Genomic DNA, 19,135 nt, shown 5'->3' on the forward strand with positions numbered 1-19,135 from the left:
ATAGCACCACTATGGGCCTCTCGCTCACACACGATGTCTCGGCCGAAGCCCTGGCGCGCTTCGACATGCTGATCGACGTGCGCAGTCCGGGCGAGTTCGCCGAGGACCATGCGCCGGGCGCGGTTAATCTTCCGGTGCTGTCCGACGCCGAGCGGGCGGAGGTGGGCACGATCTACGTGCAGGACAGCCGCTTCCGGGCGCGCCGGATCGGCGCGGCGTATGTGGCGCGCAACATCGCCCGGCACCTGGAGACGGCGCTGAAGGACCGGCCGGGCGGGTTCAGGCCGCTGGTCTACTGCTGGCGCGGCGGCATGCGCTCGAACGCCATGGCCACGATCCTGTCGCAGGTGGGCTGGCCCACGGCGGTGCTCTCCGGCGGCTATCGGACGTATCGGCGGCATGTGACGGCGCGGCTGTACGACGGCGCGCTGTCCCTGCGGTTCATCCTGCTGGACGGGCATACGGGCTCGGGCAAGACCGAGATGCTGGGGAAGCTGGCGGCGCGCGGCTTCCAGGCGTTGGATCTCGAAGGCCTGGCCGCGCACCGGGGCTCGCTGTTCGGCGCGCTCGCCGGCCGGGCGCAGCCGAGCCAGAAGCTGTTCGAGAGCCGGCTGCTGGCGGCGCTGGACGGGTTCGATGCGGCGCAGCCGGTTGTGGCCGAGGCCGAGAGCAGCAAGATCGGCGAGCGGATGATCCCGCCGGCGCTGTGGGCGCAACTGGCCCATGCGCCGCGCATCGAACTGATCGCCGCGCCGGCGGCGCGGGCGCGCTATCTCGTCGGCGCCTACCGCGACATCGTCGAGGATCGGGCCGCGCTGGACGCGGCGCTGGCGCGGCTGCCGGTGCGGGTCGGCGGCGAGCGGTTGGCGACGTGGCGCAGGCTGGCCGATGCGGGCGACTTCGCCGGGTTGGCGGAGGCGGTCATGGCGCTGCACTACGACCCCGCCTACGACCGATCCCGCAAGAAGCACGACCGGCCGCTCCTGGGCGCCGTCGGCCTCGATCCCACCGATCCGGCGAGCTTCGAGGCCGCCGCCGACGCGGTGGCGGCCCTCGCCCGCGCTTGACGCCCGCGCGCCGGGGGACGACCCTGTCCTGAACGATGATAAGGAGAGCGCCATGGCGGACGGTTCGGTCGCAGGCGTCACCTCGCTCAAGGGCAAGGTGAGCGCGGAAGAGTGGCAGGCGCGCGTGGACCTGGCGGCGCTGTACCGCCTGGTGGCGCTCCATGGGTGGGACGACCTGATCTACACCCACATCTCGGCCCGGATCCCGGGGCCGGATCACCACTTCCTCATCAATCCGTACGGGCTGCTGTTCGAGGAGATCACCGCCTCGTCGCTGGTGAAGATCGACCTGGACGGCGCCATCCTCCAGGACACGCCCTACTTCATCAATCCGGCGGGCTTCACGATCCACTCGGCCGTCCACGCGGCGCGCGAGGACGCGAAGTACGTGATGCACCTGCATACCGACCAGGGCGTGGCCGTGGCGGCGCAGAAGGAAGGCCTGCTGCCGATCAGCCAGCACGCGCTGATCGTGATCCCGCGGCTGGCCTATCACGACTACGAGGGCATCGCCCTGAACCACGACGAGCGCGAGCGGCTGGTGGCGGACATCGGCGACAAGCCGCTGATGCTGCTCCGGAACCACGGCACGCTGTCGACCGGCGAGACGGCCGCCGACTGCTGGCTGGGGATGTTCTACCTGGAGCGCGCCTGCACCATGCAGATCCAGGCGCTTTCGGGCGGCCGCGAGCAGATCCTGCTGGCGCCGGAGGCCTCGCAGAACGAGGTGAAGGCCCAGACCGGCCGCGGCCTCGGCGGCGGGCTGGCGTGGCCCGCCTGCCTGCGCAAACTCGATCGTGAGCTGCCGGGCTACGACGCCTGAGGCGTCGGATGATTTCGGGCTAGGCGGGCCGGCGCCTTCGAGGCGCCTGCCTGTTTTTGCGGGACAAGGTTTCAGTTCCGCAACCTACAGCCATCCTCGTGTCACTGGACCGCGTGTATGGAGCGGGCTTAAGGACGCGTTCGATTTACAGTCATACGTTTGATTGCAGTCATTGCGCCCGCGGATAGGCGGGCTCCGGAGCCCCGCTTGTTGAGACGCCACTTCTTCCTTGTCGCGGCCCTGGTGATCCTGGCGGTGATGATCGTCTTCGGGGCGTTCAAGGTGCTGGCCAAGAAGGGCGGCGAGGGCGGCGGCCAGGCCGCCATGGCCCAGGGCGCCGGCGGCGGCGCGCCGCAGGGCAAGGGCGGCGGCGCGGCGGGCGGGCGGCGCGGCGCCGGCATGTTCGGCGGGCCGACGCAGGTTTCCGCCGTCGCGGTGCAGCCGCGGGTGTTCGAGGACACCATCGAGGTGCTGGGCGTGGCCAAGGGCCGCCAGTCGGTGACGCTGACGGCGGCGGCGACGCAACTGGTCGAGCGGGTGCGCTTCACCGACGGCCAGCGCGTGGCGCGCGGCGCCGTGCTGGTCGAACTGAAGGACACCGAGCAGGACGCCGGCACCGCCCAGGCCGAGGCGCGGCTGGTGCAGGCCCGGCGCGCCTACGACCGCTACAAGACGCTGGGCGAGAAGGGCTTCGCCTCGAAGGCGGCCATCGACCAGTACGAGGCGGCCTGGCGCTCGGCGCTGGCCGACGTGAACGCCGCCAAGGCCCGCCAGAACGACCGGATCATCCGCGCGCCCTTCGCCGGCGTGGTGGGGCTGTCCGACGTGGCGCCCGGCGCGCTGGTGAACCCGGGCGCGCCGATCGTGACCCTGGACGACATCTCGGTCGTGCGCGTCGATTTCCCGGTGCCCGAGCGCTACCTCGCGCAACTGCGTCAGGGCCAGCCGCTGCTGGCCACGGCCGAGGCCTTCCCGGGCGAAACCATCCAGGGCCGCATCGCCCAGCTCGACACGCGGGTCGACCAGCGCACGCGCGCCATCACGGCCCGGGCCGAGTTCCCCAACGTGGGCGGCCGGCTGAAGCCCGGCATGCTGATGCGGGTGGGCATCTCGCGCGGCCAGCGCACCAGCCCCAGCGCGCCGGAGTCGGCGATCTCGGTGCAGGCCGACAACGCCTTCGTCTACGTCATCCATTCGCGTCCGGCGCAGGGCGACCGGCCCGCCGGGGCGATGGTCGAGCAGCGGCCGGTGGTGACGGGTCTGCGCCAGCAGGGCTTCGTCGAGATCGTGGACGGCGTGAAGCCGGGCGAACGCCTCGTGGCCGACGGCCTCAACAAGGTGCAGCCCGGCCAGCCGGTCCGCGTCGCCGGCGGCGGCGCGGGCGGTCCTCCCGGCGCGCCGGGCGCGCGTCCGGCGACGCCGGCCGGCGAGGCCCCGACGGGAGCGCGGACCGAGCGTCCGCGGCCCGCCGCATGATGCTCTCCGACATCTCCGTCCGCCGGCCCGTGTTCGCGGCGGTGGCCGCGATCATCCTCTGCGTCGTGGGCTTCGCGGCGTTCAGCTCGCTCACGGTGCGCGAGCTGCCCAGCGTCGACCCGCCCGTGGTCGGCATCTCGACCACCTACCGCGGCGCCTCCGCCGAGGTGATCGAGGAGCGGATCACCGAGCTGATCGAACGGCAGGTGGCCGGCATCGAGGGCATCGACCGGGTGAACTCGTCGTCCCGCGACGGGTCCTCGCGCATCTCGATCTCGTTCAAGCTGGACCGCGACCTCGACGCGGCGGCCAACGACGTGCGCGACGCGGTGAGCCGCGTCTCGGCGCAACTGCCCGACCAGGCCGACCCGCCGCAGATCCAGAAGGCGACCGCCGACTCGTCGCCGATCATGTTCCTGAACTTCACGTCGCAGACGATGAACCGTCTGCAGCTTTCGGACTACGCCCAGCGCTACCTGGTCGAGCGGCTGTCGACCGTGCCCGGCGTGGCGACCGTCGGCGTCGGCGGCTCCCAGATCTATGCGATGCGCGTCTGGCTCGACCCGGACGCGATGGCCTCGCGCGGCATCACCGTCGAGGACGTGGAGGCCGCGCTGACCAGCCAGAACGCCGAACTGCCGGCGGGCTCGCTCGAGGCGCCGACGAAGGACTTCACGATCCGCGTGCGCCGGGGCTATGCGACGCCCGCCCAGTTCGCGCAGATGCCGATCACCGCGGCGCGGACGGCCAGCGCCGTCCAGCCCTCGGCCGCGCTCGGCGGCACGGCGGCCGGCGCCGGCGCGGCGGCCGGGACGACGCGCGCCGTCGCGCCCGTCGCGGCGGGCGGCCAGGACTACATCACCCGCCTGGGCGACATCGCCCGCGTGGAGGAGGGGCCCGACGAGCGTCGCCGCGTGTTCCGGTCGAACGGCCGCGACATGGTCGGCATCGCCATCACCCGGCAGAGCCAGGCCAACGACCTGGAGATCTCGGACGGCGTCCGCGCCGCGCTCAAGGAGATCAACGCCGGCCTGCCGAAGGGCACTCAGCTCGGCATCTCGGTGGACTACACCGAGTTCACCCGCCACGCGATCCAGGAGGTCTGGATCACCATGGCCATCTCGCTCGGCATGGTGGCGCTGGTGAACTTCCTGTTCCTGGGCACGGCCAGGGCCGCGATCATCCCGACCGTCGTCGCGCCGATCTGCATCCTGTCGACCTTCATCGTGCTGGCCCCGCTGGGCTTCTCGATCAACCTGCTGACCCTGCTGGCCCTGGTGCTCGCCATCGGCCTCGTGGTCGACGACGCCATCGTGGTCGTGGAGAACATCCAGAGACGGATCGACGAGGGCGAGCCGCCGGTGGTGGCGGCGCAGCGCGGGGCGCGGCAGGTGTTCTTCGCCGTCGTGGCGACCACGATCGTGCTGATCGCGGTGTTCGCGCCGCTGATGTTCCTGCCCGGCTTCATCGGCCGGCTGTTCGTCGAGCTGGCGGTGTCGGTGGCGGCCGCGGTGGGCTTCTCGGCGCTGCTGGCGCTCTCGCTCTCGCCGATGCTGGCGTCGAAGCTGCTGCGCCCGGCGCAGGGCGAGGGGCTGGTCGCGCGGACCGTCGACAACCTCATGCACAAGCTGAGGAGCTCGTACCACGCCTCGCTGGAGGCGATGCTGGGCAAGCGCGTCGTCTCGATCGGCGCGCTCGGCCTCGTCACCTTCCTGGCGCTGGGCGCCTACGTGACCTTCTCGGTCCTGCCGCGCGAGCTGACGCCGGAGGAGGACCGCCGGCGCGCCTCGGTCAGCTTCTCGGGGCCGGAAGGCGCGGGCTTCGACTACACGCTCGCCGCCAGCCAGCAGATTGAGAAGGTGCTGATGCGGTACGTGAACGAGGGCGTCCTGGACCGCTACGTCTTCTCGATGCCGCGGTTCGGCAACAGCTCGTTCAACAGCGGCGGCGGCAACGCGATCCTCTCCGACAAGACCAAGGTGACCGCGCCCGAGCTGTCGGCCCGGCTCAACCGGGAACTCGCCGGCGTGACCTCGGTGCGGGTGATCGTGTCGCCCGAAGGCGGCCTCCAGCGCGGCGGGTCGAGCAGCGGCGGCAGCGGCAGCTCGTACATCCAGATGATCGCCACCGGCACGGACTATCCGGAGATCGCGCGCTGGATCCAGCCGATCCTGGCGGCGGCCAACGAGAACCCGGGCCTGGCGCGGCCGCGCCTGGACTACGAGCCCACCAGCCCGCGGGTGGTGGTCAACATCGACCGCGACAAGGCCGCCTCGCTCGGCATCTCGGCGCAGACGATCGGCCGCGCGCTGGAGACGCAGTTCGGCTCGCGGCGCGTCACCACCTACATCAAGAACGGCCAGGAGTACGACGTCCTCCTGCAGGCCGACCGCGCCCGACGACAGACCGAACAGGACCTGAACCGGCTCTACGTGCGCACGGCCGGCGGCGACACGGTGCCGCTCTCGACCGTCGTGACCACCCAGGTGCGCGGCGACACGCCCGACCGCTCGCGGGTGGACCGCCTGCGCTCGATCAACCTGAACGCCCAGTTGAACCCCGGCTACTCGATGGGCGAGGCCATCGCCTTCCTGCGCGCCGAGGCGGCCAAGCAGCAGGGCGCGGTGACGGTGAAGTGGGGCGGCGGGGCGCGCGACTACCTGGAGGCGTCGGGCTCGATCGGGCTGGCGTTCGGCATGGCGCTGCTGCTCGTCTTCCTGGTGCTGGCGGCGCAGTTCGAGAGCTGGATCCACCCGGCGGTGATCATGCTGACCGTGCCGGTGGCGGCCGTCGGCGGCCTGTTCGGCCTGCTGATCGCGGATTCCTCGATCAACACCTACAGCCAGATCGGGCTGATCATCCTGATCGGCATCGCCGCCAAGAACGGCATCCTGATCGTGGAGTTCGCGAACCAGCTCCGCGACGAGGGGCTCAGTGTGCGCGAGGCGGTGATCGAGAGCGCGTCGCTGCGCCTGCGACCCATCATCATGACGTCGATCTCGGCGGCGGCGGGCGCGATCCCGCTGATCGTCTGGGGCGGCGCGGGCGGCGAGGCGCGCAAGACCATCGGGGTGACCATCTTCTCGGGCGCGATCTTCGCCACCCTGGTCACGCTGTTCATCGTGCCGGTGTTCTACAACATGCTGGCGCGCTTCACGAAGTCGCCCATGGCCACCGCCCGGCGGATCGAAGCCTTCGAGGAGGCCGAGAAGACCCGCGTCGCGAACGCGGCGGAGTGAAGCTCCGGACTCCGCAAGACACGAGCCTCCGCGCGAGCGGAGAGTCAGTCATTCGAACCGCGGAATACGCGGAATAGCGCGGAAGAAGAGGGCCGGCGCTTCCGCGTCCTTCCGCGGTTCCTTGATTTTGGGAAGACGCCGCTTCGCGGCCCTCGGGATTCGCAGTTCAGGACATGGGGGGCGCAACCATCCGGGCCGGCGCCAGGGAGCCTGGAAAAGGGGGGTGTCAGGTCCCTGGGCCCGGCCGGCGGCGGGGGGCGCCACCCTTCGGATTGGGGTGTCGATCCAGACAGATGCTCCATATCGACATGGGCACCATGAGCCGCGTGGAGTTGCGCGTCAAGGTTGAAACGCCGTCAGGCTGCAACGCTTTTCGGGCGAGAGCCGCCAAGGCGTGGCGCCTACTTGGGCGTGTGGCCTGTCTCGACCATCAGGTAGGCGATCAGGTCGGTGCGGTCCTTGGCGTCCTTGAGGCCCGCGAACGTCATCTTCGTGCCGGGCAGGAAGGTCTGCGGCTGGGCCAGCCACTGGTCGAGGTGGGCGGCGTCCCACTCGAAGCCGGCGGCCTTCAGCGCGTCGGAATACTTGAAGTCGGGGTTGCTGGCCGAGGTCTTCCCGAACACGCCGTGCAGGTTCGGGCCGGTCATGTTGGCGCCGCCCGGCGTGATCGTGTGGCACGACTGGCAGAGGCCGAACTTCGCCTGGCCGTTGGCGAGGTCGGCGGTGTTGTAGGGCGCCGGGAACGAGGCCAGCAGCTTCTGCTTCTCCTCGGCGCTCAGCGCGGGCGCCGCGGGCGCCGAGGCGGTGTCGCCGGACGTCTGCGAGGGCTGGGACGGGCTGCAGGCGGCCGCCAGCGTGGCGAAAGCGGCGGCGGCGAGGATCGGTCCCAGGCGCATCAGGTCATCTCCGGCTGAAGTCGCGCGCAAGCTAGCGCCGCGCCCCGGGGATGCAAGGCTGCGCTAGCGCTTGCGGCGGCGCTCGCGGTTCACCGCCTCGTCCAGCGCCTGCAGGAAGCGCGAGCGGTCGGCGGCGGCGAAGGGCGGTGGGCCGCCGGTGACCTCTCCGGTCGAGCGGATGTGCTCCATGATCGAGCGCTGGGCGAGCGACGAGCCGATGGAATCGACGGTGAACGCCCGGCCGTTCGGCGCGATGGCCGCGGCGCCGGCCTTCAGCACCCGGTCGGCCAGGGGGATGTCGTTGGTGACCACGATGTCGCCGGGCAGCACCTCGGCGGCGATCCAGTCGTCGGCCACGTCCGGCCCGGCCTCGACGACGCGCAGCTCGATGGCGGGCGTCATGGGCACGCGGATGAAGCTGTTGCAGACCACGAAGGTCTTCAGCGCGTAGCGGGCGGCGACCTTGTAGGTCTCGTCCTTCACCGGACAGGCGTCGGCGTCGATGAAGATGCGCATGCGACGCCCCGCATAGCCCACGGGAACCTGCGACGCCATCTACGGGTTGGGACCAGGGCGAGGGGGCGCCTCGAAATGTGGGGTCGACCCCATGCTGGACGACTGGCTGCGCGCCCTGAACAACGTGGAACTCGCCGAACTGCGCGCCCGCAGGCTGCGCGAACGCTACGGCGCCTCGGCCGAGGACGAATGCGCCTCGGAAATCCGAAGCTTCGCACCCGACGATCCGCGCCGCCGCCGGCTGGAGCAGGTGAAGAAGGCGCTGCGCTGGACGTGAGGCCTGCGCGAAGGCTGGTGCCGGATGCAGGACTCGAACCCGCGACCTTCGGTTTACAAAACCGCTGCTCTACCAACTGAGCTAATCCGGCCTCGCTGAGGTGGGCCGCTTATGCGGTGAAACGCTGCGCGGCGCCAAGGGGCTCGCGCGCCGCGGTGGCGGGCGTATGCTCTCCGAAAACGAGGGGAGAGCCATGCGTTTCGAGGAATACCGCAAGCATGACGCGGTCGGGCTGGCCGCGCTGGTCGCCAAGGGCGAGGTGACGGCGGGCGAGCTGCTGGAGACGGCGCTGGCGCGGGCGGCCGAGGTCAATCCGAAGATCAACGCGATCACGCGGGACATGAGCGGCCTGGCGCGGGGCGCCAACCTGGCGGACGGGCCGCTGGCGGGCGTGCCCTACCTGCTGAAGGACCTGGGCGCGTCCTATGCCGGCGTGCCGACGACGGGCGGGTCGCGGCTGACGGCGGAATCCACGCCGGCCGCCGACAGCGCCATGACGCGGCTCTACAAGGCGGCGGGGCTCAACATCTTCGGCAAGACGAACACGCCGGAGTTCGGCATCTGGCCGGTGACCGAGTCGCACCTGCTGGGGCCGTGCCGCAATCCGTGGGACCTGGGCCGCAGCCCCGGCGGCTCGTCGGGCGGGGCGGCCGCGGCGGTGGCGGCGGGCGTCGTGCCGGCGGCGCATGCCAGCGACGGCGGCGGCTCGATCCGCATCCCGGCGGCGGCTTGCGGCCTCTTCGGCATGAAGCCGTCGCGGGGCCGCGTCTCGTTCGCACCGGGCGGCGAGGGCTGGGCCGGCGCCTCGATCCAGCACGCGGTGACCCGCTCGGTGCGGGACTCGGCGGTGCTGCTCGACGCCACCTGCGCGCCGCAGCCGGGCGATCCCTACTTCCTGGCGCCGCCGGAGCGGCCCTACGCGCAGGAGGTCGGGCGCGATCCGGGCAAGCTGCGGATCGGCTTCTTCGACGGCGCGCTGACCGAGGGCCAGGAGGTGCAGCCCGAGGTGGCCGCGGCGGTGCGCGACGCCGCCAGGTTCTGCGAGAGCCTGGGCCATCATGTGGAGCCCGCGACCCTGCCCGGCGACCACGCGGCGATGCAGGCGGCGGCCCGCACCGTGCTCTGGGCGTCGATCGCCACGGTGGCGGACGGCGAGTGCGAACGCCGCGGCCGGCCGCTGGAGGACGGCGAGCTGGAGCCGATCACCCGCAGCATCTACGAACTGGGCAAGCGCACCTCGGGGCCGGACTACGTGCGCGCGGTGCAGACGATCCACGCCTGGGGCCGCGACTGCGCCTCGCTGTTCGAGACGTACGACGTGTTCCTGCTGGCGACCCTGGGCCGGCCGGCGATCCCGATCGGCTGGCTGTTCGAGGACCCGCGCGAGACCAACGCGCGGCTGTTCAGCTACATGCCCAACACCCAGGCGTTCAACAATTCGGGCCAGCCGGCGATGACCGTGCCGCTGGCCTGGAGTTCGGACGGCCTGCCCATCGGCGTCCAGTTCGCCGCGAAGATCGGCGACGAGGGCCTGCTGTTCCGGCTGGCGGGCCAGTTGGAGCAGGCGCGGCCCTGGTTCGACCGCGTGGCGCCGCTCTGAATAGAGCCCTGCTCCTCGATAGAGGGCAATCGCATATGGATTTGGGCGGCCGAAAGGCCGTCGGTCGAACCGCAGAGATCGCGGAGATACGCAGAGAGGGGCGCGGATCCACCGGAATCCTCTGCGTATCTCTGCGGTCTCTGCGGTTCATGAATTGGGCGGATGAGCCGCCCACAAGCCATATGCGATCGCCCTGCGCCTTGATGGAGGAAGGGCGGCACGGGCCTTGCGACCTCGCGCCGGCAAGTCGGGGGCGCGTGCCGAGACGGGACGCACAGCCTTCGAGGTCCGGTTCGCGGGGGTGGCCGGACCAGCCGACGTCGGGGGCGACGTTGGCCGCAGGCGATCCGGCAGACGGCCAGTCAGGGTCAGTCGCGCCGGGTCCGGGTCGCCTGCGGCGCTCCCGTCAGGCGGACGGGCGCCGGCGCTGCTGGATCAGGTAGGCGGCGATCACGCCGGTGGCCACGAGGCCGATCAGCAGCGTCGAGACCGCATTGATCTCCGGGTTCACGCCGAGGCGCACCTGGCTGTAGAGCCGCATCGGCAGCGTCGTGGCGCCGGGGCCGGACGTGAAGCTGGCGATGACCAGGTCATCGAGGCTGAGCGTGAAGGCCAGCATCCAGGCCGCCGCGACGGCCGGCGCGATGCCGGGCAGGGTCACCAGCGCGAACGCCTTCCAGGGCGGGCAGCCGAGGTCCTGGGCGGCCTCCTCGAGGCTGCGGTCGAAGCTCTGCAGGCGGGCCTGCACGACCACGGTGGCGTAGGCCAGCGTGAGCGTCGCGTGGCTGAGGGTCACGGTCCAGAACCCGCGCGGCAGGCCGGCGGCCACGAACAGCAGCAGCAGCGACAGGCCCAGGATCACCTCGGGTATCACCAGCGTCGCATAGACGCCGCCGGCCAGCACGACCCGGCTCCTGGCGCGGCTGCGGGTGAGCGCGACGGCCGCCAGGACGCCGAGGACCGTCGCGATCGTGGCCGAGATCACGCCGACGCGCAGGGTGACCCAGATCGCGTCCAGCATCTGCTGGTCCCGGAACAGCGCCGCGTACCAGCGCGTCGAGAAACCCGCCCAGACGGTGACCAGGCGGCTCGCGTTGAACGAATAGAGGACCAGGATGACGATGGGCGCGTAGAGGAACGCCAGGCCCAGGACCACCGAGGCGATGTTGAAGGCGGAGGGGCCTCTCTTCACCGCGTCACCTTCGCCTGCTGGCGCTCGAACAGCAGGATCGGGATGACGAGGGTGGCCAGGAGGACGATGGCCACGGCCGAGGCGGCGGGCCAGTCGCGGTTGGCGAAGAACTCGGTCCAGATGACGCGGCCCAGCATCAGGGTCTCGGAGCCGCCCAGGAGGTCGGGGATCACGAACTCGCCGGCCATGGGGATGAAGCAGAGGAGGGCGCCCGCCGCCGCGCCGGGCAGCGAGAGCGGGAAGGTCACGCGCCAGAAGGCCTGGAGCGGCGTGCAGCCGAGGTCCTGGGCGGCTTCGATCAGGCTCTCGTCCTGGCGCTCCAGCACCGCGTAGAGCGGCAGCACCATGAAGGGCAGGTAGGCGTAGACGAGGCCCAGCAGGACCGCGGCCTCGGTGTTCAGGATGTCGACCGGCGGCAGGCCGACGGCCGCGAGCAGCCCATTGAGCACGCCGGCGGGCTTCAGGATCGCGATCCACGCGTAGATGCGGATCAGGAAGCTGGTCCAGAACGGCAGGATCACCGCCATCACCAGCGCCTGGCGCAGGCGCGGCGGGCAGCGGGCGACGCCGTAGGCGATGGGATAGCCGACCAGCAGCAGCAGGCCCGCGGCGATGGCCGCGATCCGCAGGCTGGAGAGCCAGGCGTCGACGTAGAGGCTGTCGCGGGTGAGCCGCACGTAGGTCTCGCCGTCGAGGGCGGCGAAGAAGGCCCGGACGCCCGCGAGGCCCTGGCTCCAGTCGATCCGCGGGGTGTAGGGCGGGATCGCAAGCGCGCTGTCGGAGGCCGACAGCTTGGCCACCAGCAGGAACGGGAAGGCGAAGAAGATCGCGAGCCAGAGCCCCGGCAGGATCGCGGCCAGGCCCGAGCGCGCGCGCCTCACCGGGTCAGCACCACGGCGCTGGCGGGCTCGAAGCTGAGCCAGACCGCGTCGCCGCACCCCAGGGGCCGGACGACGGTGCGGGTGGCGTTGGCGCGGGCGGCGCGGATCGTGCGGCCGGGCGCGACCTCGACGAGGTAGGTCGTCCAGTCGCCGAGGTAGCCGTAGTCGAGGATGGTCCCGGCGAGCACGTTGTCGCCGGGCTGCGGCTCGGAATGGACGGCCACCTTCTCGGGGCGCACGGCGATCCAGGCGGTCTCGCCGACCGGCCCCGCGCCTTCGGCCTCGATGGGGCCGTCCTGGCTCAACAGGCGAACGCGGCCGCCCTCGGACGTCGCCACGCGGCCCTCGAACAGGTTCACGTCGCCGATGAAGCCCGCCACGTAGCGGTCGGCCGGCGCCTCGTAGACCTCGGCCGGGCGGCCGACCTGGACGATCTCGCCCGCGCGCATCACCGCGATCCGGTCGGCGACGACCATCGCCTCGTCCTGGTCGTGGGTGACGATCATGAAGGTCAGCCCCAGCGTCTGCTGGAGGTTCATCAGCTCGAACTGGGTCTCCTCGCGCAGCTTCTTGTCGAGCGCCGCCATCGGCTCGTCCAGCAACAGGATCCTGGGCCGCGGCGCGAGCGCGCGGGCCAGCGCCACGCGCTGGCGCTGGCCGCCGGAGAGCTGGTCGGGGCGGCGCCGGCCCAGGCCCTCCAGCCGCACGAGGGCCAGCATCTCCTCGACCCGGGCCGCGGCCTCGGCCCTGGCCACGCCCTGGCGCTTGAGGCCGAAGGCGATGTTCTGGGCGACGCTGAGGTGCGGGAAGAGCGCGTAGCTCTGGAACATCATGTGGACCGGCCGCCGGTGCGGCGGGTCGGCGGCGATGTCGCGGCCGGCGAGCATGACCTGCCCCGCGTCCGGCTGCTCGAACCCGGCCAGCATCCGCATCAGCGTGGTCTTGCCGCAGCCGGACGGCCCCAGCAGGGCGAAGAACTCGCGTTCGTAGATCGACAGGCTGACGTCGTTCACCGCCTGGGTGTCGCCGAACGCCTTGGAGACCCCCTCGAAGCGCACGAGCGGCCTGGCCGTGGGGTCTTCCCAGGGCGCGAAGGTCTCGCGGATGCCGCCGATGTTGGGCCGGCCGCTCAACGCCCCGTCAGCACCTTGGTCCACTGGCGGTTCACGTCGCGCAGCAGGCCCTGGTCCTTGGTGGTGGTCACGAACAGCCGCTTCGACAGCTCGGCGTTGGGGTAGACGTTCGGGTCGTCGCGGACCGCGGCGTCCACCAGCGGCGTCGCGGCGCTGTTCGCGTTGGCGTACTGGGTGAAGTTCGACGCCCTGGCGATGATCTCGGGCCGCAGCATGAAGGCGATGAACCTGTGCGCGGCGTCCGCGTGCGGCGCGCCCTTGGGGATGGTGAAGACGTCGAACCAGACCTGGCTGCCTTCCTTCGGCACGACGTAGGCGAGCTTGATGCCGTTCTTCGCCTCCTCGGCCCGCGTCCTGGCCTGCAGCACGTCGCCGGAGTAGCCGATGGCCACGCAGATATCGCCGTTGGCGAGCGCGTCGATGTACTCCGACGAATGGAACTTCTTCACGTAGGGCCGGGCCTTCAGGAGCAGGGCCGTGGCCGCCTCGTAGTCGGCCGGGACCTTCGAGTTCGGGTCCTTGCCCAGGTAGTTCAGGGCGACGGCGTACATGTCCTCGGAGGCGTCGAGGAAGTAGACGCCGCAGTCCTTCAGCCTGGCGAGGTTGGCCGGGTCGAAGACGACGGCCCAACTGTCGATCCTCACGCCCGGCAGGCGCTTGGCCACGGCGTCGACGTTGTAGCCGATCCCGATGGTGCCCTGCATGTAGGGCACGCTGTATTTCTGGCCCGGGTCGAAGGGCTCCATGTGCTTCACGACGTCCGGCGAGAGCTTGTCGAGGCCCGGCAGTTGCCCCTTGTCCAGCGGCTCGATCGCGCCGGCGGTGATGTAGCGCGGGACGTTGTGGTTCGACGGGACCACGATGTCGTAGCCGGTGTCGCCCTGCAGCACCTTGGTCTCGAGCACCTCGTTGGAATCGAAGGTGTCGTAGGTGACCTTGATCCCGGTCTCCTTGGTGAACTGCGTCAGCAGCGCCGGGTCGATGTAGTCGGACCAGTTGTAGATGCGCAGCTCGGTCGAGCCGGGGCCTGCGGCCGTCTTCCCGGCCGGCTTGGAGCAGGCGGTCATCGCAAGCGCCGCCGCGACCCCGACCGCCGCCGTCATCCATCCACGCATGGGCTCTCCCCCCTTGGTCCGCGGCTCAGGTTATAGGTCGCTCTCTCCCCTCGTTAAGCGCGAAATGGCCGATGACCCCGAACTGGACCGCGATCGCCCCCGTCCTGCTGCTGGTCGCCTCGAACGTGTTCATGACCTTCGCCTGGTACGGCCACCTCAAGGTCGAGCACAGGCCGCTCTGGATCATCGTGATGGTGAGCTGGGGGATCGCCTTCTTCGAATACTGGCTGGCGGTGCCGGCCAACCGCATCGGCCGCGCCGTCTACAACCCCGCCGAGCTGAAGACGATACAGGAGGTCATCAGCATCGCCGTCTTCGGCGTCTTCTCCGTGCTCTACCTGGGCGAAAAGCTGACGCTGAACCACGCGGTGGGATTCGGCTTCATAGTCCTGGGGGCATGGTTCGTATTCAGAGGCCCGCTCTGACCGGGAGGCAAGGGACGCCATGAGCCCGTCCCGGCCGGGACGGGCTCGTGCGCGCGCCTGCTCGGCGGTGGGGCTAGCCGCCCACCATGGCGACGACCTCGTTGGTCTTGGAGATGAACTTCACCCCCTTGACCCGGCCGTCCCTGTAGCGGTCCCAGGCGCTCTTCACGTCGACGGGCGTCGGGCCGGGCTTGCCGGCCGCGGCGGGCTTCTGGGCGACGACGTCGATCTCGTAGATGCCGTCGGGCGGGGTGGCCGCATAGACGCGCGGCAGGAAGCCCACCTGGGTCCAGCCGCCGCCGTCGGTCGAGGCCTTGGCCTCGAGGTCGAGGCCGCCGCCCGAGGCCGCCTTCGCCGTCCCGGACTGGATCGAGAGCACCTGCTCCTGTCCGGCGTACATGGGCGCCTGTCGGGCCAGGGACTTCCTGGGCGCCTCGGCCGCCGGGGCCGCTGCGGTGTCGGCCGCCGGCTTTTCGCTGCAGGCGGCCAGAGAGAGACCGGCGAGGACGCCGGCCGCAAGGATGAGCTTGCGCAACGTATCACTCCCTTCTCGGGCGGGTTTCTTCTGGCGACTCGGACCGTCGCATGCTCGCCCCTCAGGGGAGTTTGCGCCGATAGGTCGAGTTGGCGAGCATTTCTTGCGCCGACGGCTTTGGCGAACGATCTCCAACGCCTATAAGCCCCGCTCCCTCATCGAAGACGTCCTCCGGCCATGTCGCGCATCCTCATCACCTCGGCCCTGCCGTACGCCGCCGGCGCAAAGCACCTGGGGAACCTGGCGGGCTCGATGCTGCCGGCCGACGTCTACGCGCGGTTCCAGCGGTCGCGGGGCCGCGAGACGCTCTATATCTGCGCCACCGACGAGCACGGCACGCCGGCCGAGCTGGCCGCCGCGGCCGCCGGCCTGCCGGTCGCCGACTTCTGCGCCCAGGCGCATACGAAGCTCTACGAGATCGGCCGGGGCTTCGGCCTGTCATTCGACCACTTCGGACGTTCGTCGTCGCCGCAGAACCATCGCCTGACCCAGCGCTTCGCCCAGTCGCTGTGGGAGGCCGGCTTCATCGAGGAGCGGGTGACCCAGCAGGTCTATTCGCTGGCCGACAGGCGCTTCCTACCCGACCGCTACGTCATCGGGACCTGCCCGCACTGCGGCTACGACGCGGCGCGCGGCGACCAGTGCGAGAACTGCACGCGGGTGCTGGACCCCGCCGACCTCATCCACCCGCGCTCGGCGATCTCGGGGTCCACCGAGATCGAGATCCGGGACTCCAAGCACCTGTTCCTGCGCCAGAGCCTGTTCGCGGGGAAGCTGCGCGCCTGGATCGAAGGCAAGCGGTCGGAGTGGCCCAACCTCGTCACCTCGATCGCGCTCAAGTGGCTGGACGAGGGGCTGCAGGACCGCGGGATCACGCGCGACCTCTCGTGGGGCGTGCCGGTCAACGCCATCGACTGGGGGCCGGACCCCGAAGGGCGGCGCCCCGACGCCGCGGGCCTGGCGTCGAAGGTGTTCTACGTCTGGTTCGACGCCCCCATCGAGTACATCGGCGCGACGTGGGAGTGGGCCGACGCCCAGGCCCGGGAGGCCGGCCGCGAGCCCGACGACGCCGACTGGGAGCGCTGGTGGCGCGCGCCGGGCGCGGCGGACGTGACCTACGTGGAGTTCATGGGCAAGGACAACGTGCCCTTCCACACCGTGGGCTTCCCCTGCACCCTGTTCGGCGTGAACGAGAAGGTCGACGCCGGGGGCCGGTTCACGCCGCGCGAGAACGCGCCCTGGAAGCTTGTCGACGAGCTGAAGGGCTTCAACTGGTTGAACTACTACGGCGGCAAGTTCTCGACCTCGCAGAAGCGCGGCGTCTTCATGGACCAGGCGCTGGACCTGCTGCCCGCCGACTACTGGCGCTGGTGGCTGACGGCCAACGCGCCCGAGAGCGCCGACAGCTCGTTCACCTGGGAGCAGTTCCAGGACCAGATCAACGCCGACCTGGCCGACGTGCTGGGCAACTTCGTCAACCGCATCTGCAAGTTCGCGGAGAGCCGGTTCGAGGGCGTCGTGCCCGAAGGCGGCCAGCCGGGCGCCCTGGACGAGAAGCTGGAGGCCGACGTGCTGGCCAAGCTGCGCGAGTACACCGGCCACATGGAGGAGCGCGAGTTCCGGAAGGCCACGGCGGCGCTGCGCCAGCTCTGGGTGCTGGGCAACCAGTACCTGACCGAGGCCGCGCCCTGGACGGCGATCAAGACCGACCGCGACCGCGCGGCGGTGGCGGTGCGCTACGGCCTGAACCTGGCGGCGTTGTTCGGCAAGGTGAGCGAGCCCTTCATCCCGTTCGCGGCGGAGAAGATCGCCGACGCCCTGGGCGAGCCCTATCCCGGCCGCTGGCCGTCGCTGGAGGGCGGCGTGCTCGGGACGCTGGAGCCCGGACGGCCGGTCCGCGCGCCCGAGGTCCTGTTCCGCAAGGTGGAGGCCGACCAGGTCGCGGAATGGCGCGAACGCTTCGGCGGGCCGGAGGCGGCGGCCGAGCCCGCCTGACCTCGGTCAGGGCGTCGGGGCCGGCATCTTCGGGTGGATGTCCATGAAGTCGGGGACGGCGGCGTTGTACTGGGCTGCGTAGCCGAGGTCGTCGATCACGTCGCGGCCGCCCTGCCAGACCATGTGCAGCGCCACGTAGAGCACGATGAGCAGGCCGATGTAGCCGATCCAGCGGTAGCGATGCAGCAGGCGGGCGATCGCGTGGGCGGCGACGCCCATCAGGGCGATCGACAGCAGCAGGCCGATCACCAGGACCCCCTTGTGGTCGCGCGCGGCGCCGGCCACGGCCAGCACGTTGTCGAGCGACATCGAGACGTCCGCGACCAGGATCTGGATCAGCGCGTCCTTGAAGGTCTTCGGCTTGACCTTGGGTTCCGTGGCGGGGTCGGAGTCCATGGCCGCCTCGGCCGCGACTTCCTCGTGGACGGCCTGGTCGCGCAGCTCGCGCCACATCTTCCAGCAGACCCAGAGCAGGAGCACGCCGCCGGCGAAGAGCAGGCCGATGATGCCGAGCAGCTCCGTGGTGATGAGCGCGAAGCCGATGCGGGTCACGACGGCCGCGGCCAGGCCCCAGAAGATCGCCTTGCGCCGCAGGGCCGGCGGCAGCCCGCCGGCCGCGAGGCCCACCGCAACGGCGTTGTCTCCGGCCAGGACCAGGTCGATCATCAGCACCTGGAACAGGGCGGTGAGCGCGGACGCGCTGAACAGGCTCTCGAACATCGGCGTCTCAATGCGTCACGCCGCGGCCCGCCGCAACTGTTCAGCGGGGGCGGGCGGCCTCGTAGAGGGCGATGGCGGCGGCCGCCGAGACGTTGAGGCTCTCGAACCCGCCCGGCATGGGGATCTTCGCGAGCTCGTCGCAATGCTCGGCGACCAGGCGGCGCAGGCCTTCGCCCTCCGAGCCCAGGACCAGCACGGTCGGCGCCCCGTCGAGGACGTCGTGCAGCCCGCGCTCGGCCTCGCCGGCCAGCCCCACGGCGCGCCAGCCGGCGGTGGTGAGTTCGTCCAGGGCGCGCGAAAGGTTCACCACCCGCGCGATCGGCGTCTTCTCGACGGCGCCGGCGGCGGCCTTGGCGAGCGCGCCGGCCAGCCTGGGCGCATGGCGCTCCTGCAGGATCACGCCCGCGACGCCGAACGCGGCGGCCGAGCGCAGGATCGCGCCGACGTTCTGCGGGTCGGTGACCTGGTCGAGCACCAGCAGCACCGCGCCGGGCGTGGGCTCGAAGTCGGCGATGTCGGCCTCGTCCAGCGGGGCAGGGCGCAGGGCGACCCCCTGGTGGACCGCGCTCTGCGGCAGGGCGTTGCCGATATGATGGGCGTCGGCGATCTCCAGCCCCTTCTGGCGGCCGAACCTCGCCTCGATCTGCCGGGCCTTCTCGGGCGTGGCGAGGAGGCGGATCGGGGTTCCGCGGGCGGGATTCGCCAGCGCCGCCTCGACGGCGTGCCAGCCCCAGATCCAGTCGTCGGCCGGCGCCGCGTGCGGGCGCTGCGGACGCGGGTGGCCGGCGCCTTGCGGCCGGCCTTTCGGGCCGGATTTCCGGCCCTTTCGGGCGTCGTTGCGTTCCGTAGGCGAGGCCACTATAAGACGCGCTCCGATTTGGGGCCCCCCTCGGCGGGCCGCTGCTTTTGGACTGTGAGACCGGCGCTTTAAGCCCCTCCGATCCTCGGGCGGAAGCTCTTTCTGGAAAGGGCCCCAACTAGGCTCCGAGCGCGCTGGGGGAATGTCCCGAGTGGCAAAGGGGGGGGACTGTAAATCCCCTGCTGTAATGGCTTCGTAGGTTCGAGTCCTACTTCCCCCACCACGCGCTCGAAGTTCACTGAGGAGTTGCGGCGGCCCCGCAGATGTCTGGCGGGTATAGCACAATGGTAGTGCAGCAGCCTTCCAAGCTGAGGATGCGGGTTCGATTCCCGCTACCCGCTCCAGCTCCTTGAACCGCAAGACTAGGCAACGCCGGCAGGATCCCC

17 protein-coding genes and 3 tRNA genes are annotated in these 19,135 nt (G+C 70.9%); 10 read left to right on the top strand and 10 right to left on the bottom strand.

Translation table 11 applies throughout. The features are described 5' to 3' along the window. Nucleotides 1-11: 11 nt before the first annotated feature. The 4 genes from mnmH (at nucleotide 12) to KF737_RS19745 (ending at nucleotide 6,605) form a co-directional block, all read left to right on the top strand. Complete coding sequence (gene mnmH, locus KF737_RS19730) at nucleotides 12-1,067, top strand: tRNA 2-selenouridine(34) synthase MnmH (protein WP_296459193.1); 1,056 nt, start codon at nucleotides 12-14, stop codon at nucleotides 1,065-1,067. A 52-nt stretch (nucleotides 1,068-1,119) separates the two neighbouring features. Beyond that, nucleotides 1,120-1,890, top strand: coding sequence for a class II aldolase/adducin family protein (locus tag KF737_RS19735; RefSeq protein ID WP_296459196.1), 771 nt, complete (start codon nucleotides 1,120-1,122; stop codon nucleotides 1,888-1,890). Nucleotides 1,891-2,097: 207 nt separating this feature from the next. After that, nucleotides 2,098-3,366, top strand: coding sequence for an efflux RND transporter periplasmic adaptor subunit (locus tag KF737_RS19740; protein WP_296459198.1), 1,269 nt, complete (start codon nucleotides 2,098-2,100; stop codon nucleotides 3,364-3,366). After that, on the top strand, nucleotides 3,366-6,605 hold the full coding sequence (locus KF737_RS19745) for an efflux RND transporter permease subunit (RefSeq protein WP_296459242.1): 3,240 nt from the start codon (nucleotides 3,366-3,368) through the stop codon (nucleotides 6,603-6,605). The genes KF737_RS19740 and KF737_RS19745 overlap by 1 nt, the downstream gene beginning before the upstream one ends. Nucleotides 6,606-7,006: 401 nt before the next feature. On the opposite strand, the gene KF737_RS19750 is transcribed toward KF737_RS19745, so the two are convergent. Both KF737_RS19750 and KF737_RS19755 read right to left on the bottom strand, forming a co-directional pair. After that, complete coding sequence (locus KF737_RS19750) at nucleotides 7,007-7,501, bottom strand: cytochrome c family protein (protein ID WP_296459201.1); 495 nt, start codon at nucleotides 7,499-7,501, stop codon at nucleotides 7,007-7,009. A gap of 63 nt (nucleotides 7,502-7,564) precedes the next feature. Then, nucleotides 7,565-8,017 carry a YaiI/YqxD family protein gene (locus KF737_RS19755; protein WP_296459245.1) on the bottom strand — a complete coding sequence of 151 codons (453 nt, stop codon included), beginning with the start codon at nucleotides 8,015-8,017 and terminating at the stop codon, nucleotides 7,565-7,567. A 91-nt stretch (nucleotides 8,018-8,108) separates the two neighbouring features. Between KF737_RS19755 and KF737_RS19760 the strand changes: the two genes are divergently transcribed. After that, nucleotides 8,109-8,294: a hypothetical protein gene (locus KF737_RS19760; protein WP_296459204.1), complete on the top strand. Its 186-nt coding sequence runs from the start codon at nucleotides 8,109-8,111 to the stop codon at nucleotides 8,292-8,294. A gap of 15 nt (nucleotides 8,295-8,309) precedes the next feature. On the opposite strand, the gene KF737_RS19765 is transcribed toward KF737_RS19760, so the two are convergent. Further along, nucleotides 8,310-8,385: transfer RNA gene (locus tag KF737_RS19765), tRNA-Thr, on the bottom strand. Between the two features lie 102 nt (nucleotides 8,386-8,487). Here KF737_RS19765 and KF737_RS19770 point away from each other — a divergent pair. Beyond that, nucleotides 8,488-9,894: an amidase gene (locus KF737_RS19770; RefSeq protein WP_296459206.1), complete on the top strand. Its 1,407-nt coding sequence runs from the start codon at nucleotides 8,488-8,490 to the stop codon at nucleotides 9,892-9,894. Nucleotides 9,895-10,300: 406 nt separating this feature from the next. Here the strand turns inward: KF737_RS19770 and KF737_RS19775 are convergent, their stop codons facing one another. Genes KF737_RS19775 through KF737_RS19790 form a run of 4 tightly spaced genes read right to left on the bottom strand, consistent with a single transcriptional unit; the run spans nucleotide 10,301 to nucleotide 14,215 of the window. Further along, nucleotides 10,301-11,086 (bottom strand): ABC transporter permease, encoded by a 786-nt coding sequence (locus KF737_RS19775; protein WP_296459209.1) that lies wholly within the window; start codon nucleotides 11,084-11,086, stop codon nucleotides 10,301-10,303. Further along, nucleotides 11,083-11,967, bottom strand: coding sequence for an ABC transporter permease subunit (locus tag KF737_RS19780; RefSeq protein ID WP_296459212.1), 885 nt, complete (start codon nucleotides 11,965-11,967; stop codon nucleotides 11,083-11,085). The genes KF737_RS19775 and KF737_RS19780 overlap by 4 nt, the downstream gene beginning before the upstream one ends. After that, complete coding sequence (locus KF737_RS19785; protein WP_296459215.1) at nucleotides 11,964-13,100, bottom strand: ABC transporter ATP-binding protein; 1,137 nt, start codon at nucleotides 13,098-13,100, stop codon at nucleotides 11,964-11,966. Before KF737_RS19785 ends, KF737_RS19780 begins: the two co-directional genes overlap by 4 nt. Further along, entirely contained in the window at nucleotides 13,097-14,215 is a 1,119-nt protein-coding gene (locus KF737_RS19790; protein ID WP_296459217.1) for a polyamine ABC transporter substrate-binding protein, read from the bottom strand. Before KF737_RS19790 ends, KF737_RS19785 begins: the two co-directional genes overlap by 4 nt. Nucleotides 14,216-14,286: 71 nt before the next feature. On the opposite strand from KF737_RS19790, the gene KF737_RS19795 reads away from it, so the two are divergent. After that, a complete protein-coding gene (locus KF737_RS19795; RefSeq protein ID WP_296459219.1) occupies nucleotides 14,287-14,640 on the top strand; it encodes a DMT family protein in 354 nt (117 codons plus the stop codon). A gap of 73 nt (nucleotides 14,641-14,713) precedes the next feature. Here KF737_RS19795 and KF737_RS19800 read toward each other — a convergent pair whose 3' ends face one another. Continuing rightward, nucleotides 14,714-15,175, bottom strand: a complete 462-nt coding sequence (locus KF737_RS19800; RefSeq protein ID WP_296459222.1) for a hypothetical protein — start codon at nucleotides 15,173-15,175, stop codon at nucleotides 14,714-14,716. A gap of 177 nt (nucleotides 15,176-15,352) precedes the next feature. Here KF737_RS19800 and metG point away from each other — a divergent pair, with 177 nt between their 5' ends. Continuing rightward, complete coding sequence (gene metG / locus KF737_RS19805) at nucleotides 15,353-17,170, top strand: methionine--tRNA ligase (protein WP_296459228.1); 1,818 nt, start codon at nucleotides 15,353-15,355, stop codon at nucleotides 17,168-17,170. A gap of 6 nt (nucleotides 17,171-17,176) precedes the next feature. On the opposite strand, the gene KF737_RS19810 is transcribed toward metG, so the two are convergent. Both KF737_RS19810 and rlmB read right to left on the bottom strand, forming a co-directional pair. Then, nucleotides 17,177-17,890 (bottom strand): TerC family protein, encoded by a 714-nt coding sequence (locus KF737_RS19810; protein ID WP_296459231.1) that lies wholly within the window; start codon nucleotides 17,888-17,890, stop codon nucleotides 17,177-17,179. 40 nt (nucleotides 17,891-17,930) lie between these two features. After that, nucleotides 17,931-18,749 (bottom strand): 23S rRNA (guanosine(2251)-2'-O)-methyltransferase RlmB, encoded by an 819-nt coding sequence (rlmB, locus tag KF737_RS19815; RefSeq protein ID WP_296459234.1) that lies wholly within the window; start codon nucleotides 18,747-18,749, stop codon nucleotides 17,931-17,933. A gap of 136 nt (nucleotides 18,750-18,885) precedes the next feature. Here rlmB and KF737_RS19820 point away from each other — a divergent pair. After that, nucleotides 18,886-18,972, top strand: a tRNA-Tyr gene (locus KF737_RS19820). A 47-nt stretch (nucleotides 18,973-19,019) separates the two neighbouring features. Next, nucleotides 19,020-19,093 (top strand) — tRNA-Gly (locus tag KF737_RS19825). Nucleotides 19,094-19,135 lie beyond the last annotated feature (42 nt).

It is taken from the genome of Phenylobacterium sp. (genome assembly GCF_019636135.1).
In the GTDB taxonomy this organism is placed as follows: domain Bacteria; phylum Pseudomonadota; class Alphaproteobacteria; order Caulobacterales; family Caulobacteraceae; genus Phenylobacterium.

What these genes read in the sequence shown, in the direction of transcription:
- mnmH (WP_296459193.1), top strand. Translation starts at nt 12, where the DNA reads ATGGGCCTCTCGCTCACACACGATGTCTCGGCCGAAGCCCTGGCGCGC.
- KF737_RS19735 (WP_296459196.1), top strand. Translation starts at nt 1,120, where the DNA reads ATGGCGGACGGTTCGGTCGCAGGCGTCACCTCGCTCAAGGGCAAGGTG.
- KF737_RS19745 (WP_296459242.1), top strand. Translation starts at nt 3,366, where the DNA reads ATGCTCTCCGACATCTCCGTCCGCCGGCCCGTGTTCGCGGCGGTGGCC.
- KF737_RS19750 (WP_296459201.1), bottom strand. Translation starts at nt 7,501, where the DNA reads ATGCGCCTGGGACCGATCCTCGCCGCCGCCGCTTTCGCCACGCTGGCG.
- KF737_RS19755 (WP_296459245.1), bottom strand. Translation starts at nt 8,017, where the DNA reads ATGCGCATCTTCATCGACGCCGACGCCTGTCCGGTGAAGGACGAGACC.
- KF737_RS19760 (WP_296459204.1), top strand. Translation starts at nt 8,109, where the DNA reads ATGCTGGACGACTGGCTGCGCGCCCTGAACAACGTGGAACTCGCCGAA.
- KF737_RS19770 (WP_296459206.1), top strand. Translation starts at nt 8,488, where the DNA reads ATGCGTTTCGAGGAATACCGCAAGCATGACGCGGTCGGGCTGGCCGCG.
- KF737_RS19790 (WP_296459217.1), bottom strand. Translation starts at nt 14,215, where the DNA reads ATGCGTGGATGGATGACGGCGGCGGTCGGGGTCGCGGCGGCGCTTGCG.
- KF737_RS19795 (WP_296459219.1), top strand. Translation starts at nt 14,287, where the DNA reads ATGACCCCGAACTGGACCGCGATCGCCCCCGTCCTGCTGCTGGTCGCC.
- metG (WP_296459228.1), top strand. Translation starts at nt 15,353, where the DNA reads ATGTCGCGCATCCTCATCACCTCGGCCCTGCCGTACGCCGCCGGCGCA.
- KF737_RS19810 (WP_296459231.1), bottom strand. Translation starts at nt 17,890, where the DNA reads ATGTTCGAGAGCCTGTTCAGCGCGTCCGCGCTCACCGCCCTGTTCCAG.